Here is a 9,044-nt window from a genome sequence, read left to right as displayed (position 1 = left end):
GCGCCTCGCCCGCAGGAGGCCCCGCCGCAGGAGGCCCCGCCGCAGCAGGTCCGGCCGCAGGAAGCTCCTGGGACGGGGCTGCCCGAGAGCGCGGCGGTCACCGAGGTCCCCGGGATCAGCGCAGACCGCCCCGACCAGGTCGGTGCGCGGTCGGAGCCGCTGGGGCAGGGCGCGGTGCCGCGGGGCGCATCGGACGGGACCGCCACGGCGGCCGCGCTGGTGTGGGACGACGGAACGCGGCACGCGGTGTACGGCCGCACGCTGTTCGGGCGCAACCCCGCCCCCGAGGCAGGCGTGCTCTCGGCCGCGGTCCGCGACGAGACGCTGTCGCTGTCGAAGACCCATTTCGAGATCGACGCGGACGACACCGGCCTTTGGGTCGTGGACCGTCACTCCAAGAACGGGGTCATCGTGTGGCACGGGTCCGAGCGGACCTCGGTGATTCCCGGCCGGCGTACCCGGGTCTCGGTGGGGGATCTGCTGGAACTGGGCGACCGCCGCGCGACCGTGGAGGTGGTCCGGTGAGTGCCGCGCCGATCCAGGTCCGGTGCGGCTCGGAGACCCATCCCGGTCTTCGGCGACCGGTCAACGAGGATGCACTGCTGGCCGCCGCCCCCGTCTTCGTCGTCGCCGACGGCATGGGCGGGCACGACGCCGGCGACCGTGCGAGTGCGGCCGTCGTGGGCGAGTTCGCCGAGTTCGTCGGGCGCGCCAGCGTCGGTGCCGACGAGGTCCGCGACGCGCTCGCCCTGGCGCGCACCCGGGTCGATGCGCTTGCCGGTGACGGCCGCTCGGCCGGGACCACGCTGACCGGAGTGGTCATCTGCGACGTGGACGGTGTGGGCTACTGGCTCGCCGTCAACATCGGCGACTCCCGCACGTACCGGTTCTCGCACGGCGTGCTCGAACAGATCACGGTCGACCACTCCGTCGTGCAGGAGCTGATCGCGGCGGGCGAACTGGATGCCGCCTCCGCTGCCGCCGACCGCCGGCGCAACGAGATCACGCGCGCGATCGGTGCCGGCAGCACGGCCGAACCCGACTTCTGGTGGGTTCCCGCCGAACTCGGCGATCGGGTGCTGGTGTGTTCGGACGGCCTATCGGGAGAACTCGACGGTGCCCGGCTCGCGGCGATTCTCGCGCAGGAGGCAGACCCGCAGCACGCCGCCACCCGGCTGGTGCGCGAGGCGTTGCTCGCGGGCGGGCGCGACAACATCACCGCGGTGGTCGTCGACGCCGTCGCCGTCAGCGGTGATGCCGAACTGGCCGATACCATCCCGGTCGGCGCGCTCGAACACGGCGATGAGGACACCCGCCCTCGGGTGACCGGGAACGGGGGACAGGAGTAGTGGTGGAGTTCAGCTATCTGCCGGCCGTCGGTCCCGATTGCTGGCGCGCCGTCGCCGGCGGCTCATCGGTGGCGTTGCTTCCCGCCGAGGTGAGTGCCGCGACCGCCGACGCGCTCTGGCGTGGACTCGGCACCGGAACCATGACCTCGATGCTGCACGCGCTCCGCAAGACCTTCGGGCCGGCGACGGCGGCGATGCCGCCGTTCATCCTCATCGCGGTGGAGGGCGAAGGCATCCGCATCGCCGTCCGCGGTCCCGTCGAGGTCGTCGCAGCGGGCCCCCGCTCGACCGAGAACATCACCGGCCACGGCGCGGAGACCTGGACGGAGCGGTTCCTGCCCGGCGCGCATCGCGTGATCGTGGTCATCGACAGCGAACTCGACGAGTCCGCGGCACTCCCGCTGGTCGCCGGTGTGGTCCAGGCGGCCGCGATTTCCGTCTCCAGTGCGCCCTCGGCCACGAGCGCGAGCGCGGTGGATCTCACCACGAAGGGGCCGGTGAGCCCCGTCGACGAACCTCCGTCCGACGAGGAGATGGTGTGGGGCGTGACGGTGGCGCTCCCGCCGCGCGCGATCCGCCACGCGCCGCCCGAGCCGCTCGGAGATCACGACGGCGAGACGATCGCTGCGGCCCGGTTGCGGGACGATCACCTCGGGGCGGTGCACGCGTCGACGCACGACGTGCCCGCACCCCGGCCCCCGCGCGGGCGGATCGTTCTTTCTACGGGGCAGACGATCGAGATCGAGCGCACGATCGTGATCGGCCGGCGTCCCAAGTCCACGCGCAGCGCCGACGCCGAGTTGCCGCTTCTGGTCGCCGTCGAAAGCCCCGAGTACGACATCTCCCGCAGTCACCTCGAGGTCCGCGCGGAGGGTGAGCACGTGCTCGTGACGGACCTGCACACCACGAACGGAACCGTGCTCTCGCGCGGGGGAACCGATCCCGTGCGGCTGCATCCCGGGGAGGCGACCATGGTCGTCACCGGTGATGTCGTCGACATCGGTGACGGCCTCACCCTCGCGTTCGAGGACCTCCCGTGAGCACCAAGCGCAAACCGGCACCACCCCCGTCGCTTCCCGGGTTCGATTTCATCGAGGTGCTCGGGTCGGGCGGTTTCGCCGACGTGTACCTCTACCAGCAGCTCATGCCACGGCGCCGCGTCGCCGTGAAGGTCCTGCTGCCGAGCCGCCTGGAGGGCGGTTCGGTCGAGCAGTTCGCGGCGGAAGCCAACGTCATGGCGATGCTGTCGACCCATCCCGCGATCGTCACGATCTACCAGGCCGGGGTCGCCCACGACGACCGGCCCTACCTGGTGATGGAGTACTGCCCGCGGCCGAACCTTCAGGTGCGTTCGCGTGCGACCCCGTTCTCGGTGGCCGAGGCGTTGCGGGTCGGCATTCAGGTCGCCTCCGCCGCCGAGACCGCACACCGCGCCGGAATCCTGCACCGCGACATCAAACCCGCGAACATCCTGGTGACCGAGTACAACCGTCCCGCGCTCACCGACTTCGGTATCGCCGCGCGGGCCGACGCCGACGCCGACTCCTCAGGCATGTCGATCCCGTGGTCCCCGCCGGAGGCGTTCGCCGACACTCCCGAGTCGGGAGTGCGCTCCGACGTGTGGGCGCTGGGAGCGACCGTCTACACACTGCTGGCGGGACGGTCGCCGTTCGAGATCCCCGGCGGGCGCAACGGCGGGGCCGAGCTCATCCGCCGGATCGAGACGCAACCGCTGCCGCCGTTGCAGCGGCCCGACATCCCCGCCTCGCTGCACGCCGCACTCTCCCGGGCGCTCGCCAAGAACCCCGTCGACAGGTTCGACTCCGCCATCGCGTTCGCCCGCGCGTTGCAGCGGGTGCAGATCGAACTGGCGCACTCGGTCACTCCCGTCGACATCCTCGACGACGCGCCGTTGGACCCCGACAGTGACGACGCGGACGACGAACTGACGCGCGTGCGTGGGATCGTCAGCATCGATCCGCAGACCGCACCCGCCGCCGGAAGCACCCGGCAGCGCACGCTGTTCCCCGCCAGCGGTGACCCCGACCCGGCGGGGGTCGGCGAGTCGTTCGACGACGCGACGGTCGCGCGGGCGCCGGTGACGGTGTCTCCCGACCCCACGGTCACCGCCCCGCCCACGCCGCAGCGGGCGGCGATCGAGCCGGACGCTCCCGAGCCGGCGTCAGTCGCAGGATCCCGGCCGACGTGGCGGATCTGGGCGGTCGCGGGGATCGGTGCGGTCGCGCTGGTGGGCATCCTCACCGCCGCGACCGTGATCTCCGGGGCGGTGGCCCCGGCCCCGAGCCCGTCCGTCCCGGCGACCCCGCAGGACCCGCTGGCGGGGGTGATCCTGGCGCCGACGGATCTGACCGGTACGATCGATGGTGATCGGGTGACGTTCCAGTGGACCAACCCCGATCCGCAGGAAGGCGACGCCTACCTGTGGTTCCTCTACACGCTCGAGGGCGATGGCGTCCCCGAGAGCACGACCAAGACCAGTGTGACCGTTCCAGCTGACCCCTCCGGCGACACGTGCATCGATGTTCGCATCGTCCGCGCCAACGGGACGGCTGGTAACAGTGAGAGGGGGTGCGTCCCGTGAGTGGCCCCGACACCGCTCCGTCAGGATCGGACTCGGTGACTATCGAGTTCGCCGGCGAGCGCTTCATCGTCGATCCCGGATCCGTGTTCCGGATCGGCCGCGAGGGCGACCTCGCCCTGGACGATAACCGGTTCCTGCACCGCCTGTTCCTCTCGGTCGAGGAGGCCGGGGGGCTGTGGTGGCTCGTCAACATCGGCACGCGGCTGTCCGCGACCGTCACCGACACGGACGGGCGGGTCCAGGCCCAACTGGCCCCGGGTGCCCGCCTGCCGATCGTCTTCGCGGTGACAACGGTTGTGTTCAGCGCCGGCCCGACAACGTACGAACTGTCGATCTCCATGGCGCAGCCCGCCTTCCGGGACACCGCGCCCGTCTTCGACGAGGACGGCGACTCCACGATCGGCGCCGTGCCGCTCACCGTCAGCCAGAAGCTGCTGATCCTCTCCCTCGCCGAGCCCATGCTGCGCCGTGAGGGAACCGGAATGAGCGAGCTGCCCAGCTCCGCCAGTGCCGCGGAGCGGCTGGGGTGGACCCTCACACGCTTCAACCGCAAGCTCGACAACGTGTGCGACAAGCTCGACCGTCAGGGTGTCCCCGGTCTGCGCGGCGGCGTGACGATGTCGGCGACGAACCGTCGCGTGAAGCTCGTCGAGTACGCGGTCTCGTCCCGCATCGTCACCCGCGATGACCTCGCGATGCTCGACGACCCGGACCTGCTGGCGGACGCCGACCGCTGAGGTCCCGTCAGGACAAGACGCCGAGTTCGCGTACCGCGGCCCGTTCGGCGACCAACTCGGCGACGGAGGCGTCCAGCCGCGCCCGCCCGCGATCGTCCAGGGGCAGTCCCTCGATCACCCGGTACCCGGTGCCCTCGCTGGTCACCGGGAACGAGCACATCAGGCCCTCGGGCACCCCATACTCCCCGCGCGACACGACCGCGGCAGAGGTCCAGTCCACGCCGCCGATCCCGTCGCGCACGTGCGCGATCGCGGCATTGGCGGCAGAGGCCGCCGACGACGAGCCGCGCACCTCGATGATCTCGGCACCGCGCCGGGCGACGCGTGGCACGAACGTCTCATCGAGCCAGGCGAGGGCGGCGCCTGTTCCGCCGAACACGTCGGCGAGGGCGTCGACGACGGTGCGGCCGCTCACCGTCGCGTGCGCGACATCGGGGAATTGCGTCGCGGAGTGGTTCCCCCAGATCGCGACGCGCTCGATTTCGCTCACCGAGACCCCGAGCGCCGCGGCGAGCTGGCCGACCGCGCGGTCGTGGTCGAGACGCGTCAGCGCGGTGAACCGTTCGGCGGGGAGCCCGGCCGCGGCGTTGGCCGCGATGAGGGCGTTCGTGTTGGCGGGATTGCCTACCACGAGCACCCGCACGTCCGCGGCGGCGTTCGCGGCGATCGCCGCCCCTTGCGGTCCGAAGATGCCGGCGTTGGCGGCGAGCAGATCGGCGCGTTCCATCCCGGCCGAGCGGGGGCGGGCGCCCACCAGCAACGCGAGGGAGGCGCCGTCGAAGGCGGTCGCCGCGTCGTCGGTCACCTCGACGCTCTCCAGCAACGGAAACGCGCAATCCTGCAGTTCCAGCGCGGCGCCCTCGGCGGCACGCACCCCTTGCGGGATCTCCAGCAGCCGCAACCGCACCGGCCGGGAGGCCCCCAGCATGGCGCCCTCCGCAATGCGGAACAGCAGCGCGTAGCCGATCTGTCCGCCGGCCCCGGTCACGGTCACGGTCGTTGCAGCATCCATCCTTCGAGCCTACGCGTGCCGACACGGGCGCGACGGCCGCATCCGCTACGGTGTGCGCATGACTTTCAACCCCGACGCCGACGTCAGCGGGAGCAGGGCACGCAAGCGTGGGCGCTCTGTGGCCGTCGCCGGCGGCGTGGGCGCGGTAGGCCTGGGCGGGCTGGCCATCCTGCTCCTGCAGATGTTCACCGGTGCCGACCTCACCGCGTTCCTCGGGGACGGCGGGACGGCCCCGTCGGCGCAGGAGTCGACGATCGAGGGCTGCGCGACCGGTGCCGACGCGAACGCGAACGATGAATGCCGCCTCGCCGCGGCGTATCCGGCGCTCGACGGCTACTGGAGCGGCGAGGTGGACGGGTACCGGGGGCCCGAACTGATCATCGTGGACGGTTCGACACCGACCGCGTGCGGAACGGCGTCGAACGCGACAGGACCGTTCTACTGTCCTCCCGAGGAGACCATCTACATCGACCCCGCCTTCTTCGGCGTGCTGCGGCAGCAGTTCGGTGACGATGCCGGGCCGTTGGCCCAGCTCTATGTGCTCGCCCACGAGTGGGGACATCATATCCAGCAGATCACCGGCATCATGGATCGCTATCCCCCCAACGGCACCGGGCCGGCCAGCAACGGTGTGCGCGTCGAACTGCAGGCGGACTGCTTCGCGGGCTCCTGGGTGGGCGCGATGACCGAGCAGACCGATGTGAACGGCGTGCCGTACCTGCGTACGCCCACCGACGCTCAGCTGCGCGACGCGTTGGAGGCGGCGGCGACGGTCGGTGACGACAACATTCAGGCGCAGTCGTCGGGACGAGTCCACCCCGAGACCTGGACGCACGGGTCCAGCCAGCAGCGCCAGCAGTGGTTCGCGGCGGGCTACGACGGCGGCGTCGGCGTGTGCGACACGTTCGTCGGGGGAGCTCCGTGATGAGCGCGCTGACCGGCGACGACATCCTCTACCCGGAGATCGAACCGTACGACACCGGATACCTGCTCGCCGGCGAGGGGAACCGGCTGTACTGGGAGGTGTCCGGCAACCCCGCGGGAAAGCCCGTCGTGTTCCTGCACGGCGGTCCCGGCGCGGGGACGGCCGGCTGGCAGCGCCGGTTCTTCGATCCGGCGCTGTACCGCATCGTCCTGTTCGACCAGCGCGGGTGCGGCAGATCGACCCCGCACGCCAGCGAACCCGGTGCCGACCTGCGGCACAACACGACGTGGCACCTCGTCGCCGACATCGACCTGCTACGCAGAAGCCTCGGCATCGAGCGGTGGATGGTGTTCGGCGGGTCGTGGGGGAGCGCGCTTGCCCTCGCCTACGCGCAAGCCCACCCCGAGAACGTGACCGAGCTCGTCCTCCGCGGTGTCTTCACCCTACGGCGACACGAACTGGAGTGGTTCTACGAGGGAGGCGCTTCGGCGATCTTCCCGGACCTGTGGCAGCAGTACGTCGCCCCGATCCCGGTCCTCGAACGCGCCCGAATGATCGAGGCCTATCACCGCCGGCTCACCGACCCCGACCCCGACGTTCACCGCCCCGCAGCACGGGCATGGACGACGTGGGAGGCCGCCACCCTCACCCTGCACCCGGATGCCGACCTGGTCGCGTCGATGACCGCGCCGGACGCGGCCGTCGCCTTCGCCCGCATCGAGAACCACTACTTCCTCCACGGCGGCTGGTTCCGGGAGGGTCAGCTGATCGAGGACGTGGGACGTCTCCGCGACATCCCGGCGGTCATCGTGCAGGGCCGGTACGACGTCTGCACGCCGATGATGACGGCGTGGGATCTTCACGTCGCGTGGCCGGAGGCCGAGTTCGTCGTCGTCAACGACGCCGGTCACTCGGCGACCGAACCGGGCATCGCCGCCGCGCTGCGCGTGGCCACGGACCGGTTCGCGGCATCCTGAACACCTCCGCCGAGCGGACCCTCCCGAGCGGCTGATACGATGTCGGTGACGGAATGCCGATCGTGGCATTCCCGGCGTCGTTCAACGCATCCCTCGCCGCCTGCTCCCACCCAAGGCTGGCTGACATCTTCGTACGGCGATCCCGCGCGTGCACCCATGCGCGGGCCACCGATCGGCCCGATGGACCGGGCCCTGTATGCTCAGGACACTCTTCATGACGAACACGACTTTCGGCGCGCTCGGCGTGCCCACTTCCCTCGTCGACGCGCTTCGCGCCGACGGCAAGACCACCGCGTTCCCGATCCAGGTCGACACGCTCCCCGATACGCTCGCCGGGCGCGATGTGCTCGGCCGGGGCCGCACCGGCTCCGGCAAGACGCTCGCGTTCTCGATCCCGCTGGTCGCCCGCGTCGCAGCCTCGGTCGGCGGCGGCGCGCGCCACGATCGCATCCGCGGACTGGTCCTCGCGCCCACGCGGGAACTGGCCACTCAGATCGACGCCGTCCTGGCTCCGCTGGCTGGCGCCGTCGGCCTGACCACGACGACGGTCTTCGGCGGCGTGAACCAGAATCGCCAGGTGCGTGCCCTGCGCGCGGGCGTCGACATCGTCGTGGCGTGCCCGGGCCGCCTCGAGGACCTGATCGCGCAGGGTCACCTGTCGCTGGATTCGGTCGCGGTCACCGTGATCGACGAGGCCGACCACATGGCCGACCTGGGATTCCTCCCCGCCGTCACCCGCATCCTGGACAAGACGCCGCAGGGCGGCCAGCGGATGCTGTTCAGCGCGACGCTCGACAACGGTGTGGACAAGCTGGTGCGACGGTTCTTGCGCAACCAGGTGCTGCACTCGGTCGACGAAGCGCACTCGCCCGTCGCAGCCATGACCCATCACGTGTTCCACGTGGCCGGCACCGACGACAAGAAGGAGCTCGTGCGTACGCTGGCTTCCGGAACGGGCCGTCGCATTCTGTTCACCCGCACCAAGCACGCCGCCAAGAAGCTGGCCAAGCAGTTGACCGGGCAGGGCATCCCCGCCGTCGACCTGCACGGCAACCTGTCGCAGCCGCAGCGGGACCGCAATCTCGCGGCGTTCGCGTCCGCCCAGGCGAAGGTCCTGGTGGCCACCGACGTCGCCGCGCGCGGCGTGCACGTCGACGATGTCGAACTGGTCGTCCACGTCGACCCTCCCGTGGAGCACAAGGCGTATCTGCACCGGTCCGGCCGCACCGCGCGGGCCGGCGCGGCCGGCGCGGTGGTCACGGTCGTCCTGCCCGATCAGGCCGGAGACGTGAAGGCACTGCTGCGGAAGGCATCGATCACGGCGGAGCCCACGACGGTGACGGCGATGTCCACCGCCGTCACCGAACTCGTCGGTGAGGTGGCGGCGTACGTCACGCCGACGACGCCGCCCGCCGCGCAGCCCGGTCGCAGCCAGGGCGCCA

At 71.2% G+C, this 9,044-nt stretch carries 9 protein-coding genes; 8 read left to right on the top strand and 1 reads right to left on the bottom strand.

The window, feature by feature from the left end; genetic code table 11:
• The 5 genes from ACK5KK_RS11110 to ACK5KK_RS11090 all read left to right on the top strand — a co-directional run.
• The coding region (locus ACK5KK_RS11110) for an FHA domain-containing protein (protein ID WP_416890151.1) at positions 1 to 525 on the top strand (525 nt) is incomplete at its 5' end.
• On the top strand, positions 522 to 1,349 hold the full coding sequence (locus tag ACK5KK_RS11105; RefSeq protein WP_416890150.1) for a PP2C family protein-serine/threonine phosphatase: 828 nt from the start codon (positions 522 to 524) through the stop codon (positions 1,347 to 1,349). The genes ACK5KK_RS11110 and ACK5KK_RS11105, both read left to right, overlap by 4 nt.
• Positions 1,350 to 1,351: 2 nt before the next feature.
• On the top strand, positions 1,352 to 2,389 hold the full coding sequence (locus ACK5KK_RS11100) for an FHA domain-containing protein (RefSeq protein ID WP_416890149.1): 1,038 nt from the start codon (positions 1,352 to 1,354) through the stop codon (positions 2,387 to 2,389).
• On the top strand, positions 2,386 to 3,951 hold the full coding sequence (locus tag ACK5KK_RS11095) for a protein kinase domain-containing protein (protein WP_416890148.1): 1,566 nt from the start codon (positions 2,386 to 2,388) through the stop codon (positions 3,949 to 3,951). The genes ACK5KK_RS11100 and ACK5KK_RS11095 overlap by 4 nt, the downstream gene beginning before the upstream one ends.
• A 35-nt stretch (positions 3,952 to 3,986) precedes the next feature.
• Positions 3,987 to 4,688 carry a hypothetical protein gene (locus ACK5KK_RS11090; protein ID WP_416890147.1) on the top strand — a complete coding sequence of 234 codons (702 nt, stop codon included), beginning with the start codon at positions 3,987 to 3,989 and terminating at the stop codon, positions 4,686 to 4,688.
• A gap of 7 nt (positions 4,689 to 4,695) precedes the next feature.
• Here ACK5KK_RS11090 and ACK5KK_RS11085 read toward each other — a convergent pair whose 3' ends face one another.
• A complete protein-coding gene (locus tag ACK5KK_RS11085) occupies positions 4,696 to 5,700 on the bottom strand; it encodes a malate dehydrogenase (protein ID WP_416890146.1) in 1,005 nt (334 codons plus the stop codon).
• A 58-nt stretch (positions 5,701 to 5,758) separates the two neighbouring features.
• Here ACK5KK_RS11085 and ACK5KK_RS11080 point away from each other — a divergent pair, with 58 nt between their 5' ends.
• The 3 genes from ACK5KK_RS11080 to ACK5KK_RS11070 all read left to right on the top strand — a co-directional run.
• Positions 5,759 to 6,625 (top strand): neutral zinc metallopeptidase, encoded by an 867-nt coding sequence (locus ACK5KK_RS11080; RefSeq protein ID WP_416890145.1) that lies wholly within the window; start codon positions 5,759 to 5,761, stop codon positions 6,623 to 6,625.
• Positions 6,625 to 7,602, top strand: coding sequence for a prolyl aminopeptidase (pip, locus tag ACK5KK_RS11075; protein WP_416890144.1), 978 nt, complete (start codon positions 6,625 to 6,627; stop codon positions 7,600 to 7,602). Before ACK5KK_RS11080 ends, pip begins: the two co-directional genes overlap by 1 nt.
• Positions 7,603 to 7,816: 214 nt before the next feature.
• Positions 7,817 to 9,044 (top strand): DEAD/DEAH box helicase (locus tag ACK5KK_RS11070; protein ID WP_416890143.1); only part of this gene is annotated, 1,228 nt, incomplete at its 3' end.

It is taken from the genome of Microbacterium sp., assembly GCF_047972865.1.
Lineage (GTDB): Bacteria > Actinomycetota > Actinomycetes > Actinomycetales > Microbacteriaceae > Microbacterium.
The sequence above is the reverse complement of the archived record's forward strand: the minus strand, read 5'-3'. Positions and strand labels throughout refer to the sequence as shown.

Excerpts from the sequence above, each read along its gene's own strand:
- ACK5KK_RS11085 (WP_416890146.1), bottom strand. The coding sequence starts at position 5,700 with ATGGATGCTGCAACGACCGTGACCGTGACCGGGGCCGGCGGACAGATC.
- ACK5KK_RS11080 (WP_416890145.1), top strand. The coding sequence starts at position 5,759 with ATGACTTTCAACCCCGACGCCGACGTCAGCGGGAGCAGGGCACGCAAG.
- pip (WP_416890144.1), top strand. The coding sequence starts at position 6,625 with ATGAGCGCGCTGACCGGCGACGACATCCTCTACCCGGAGATCGAACCG.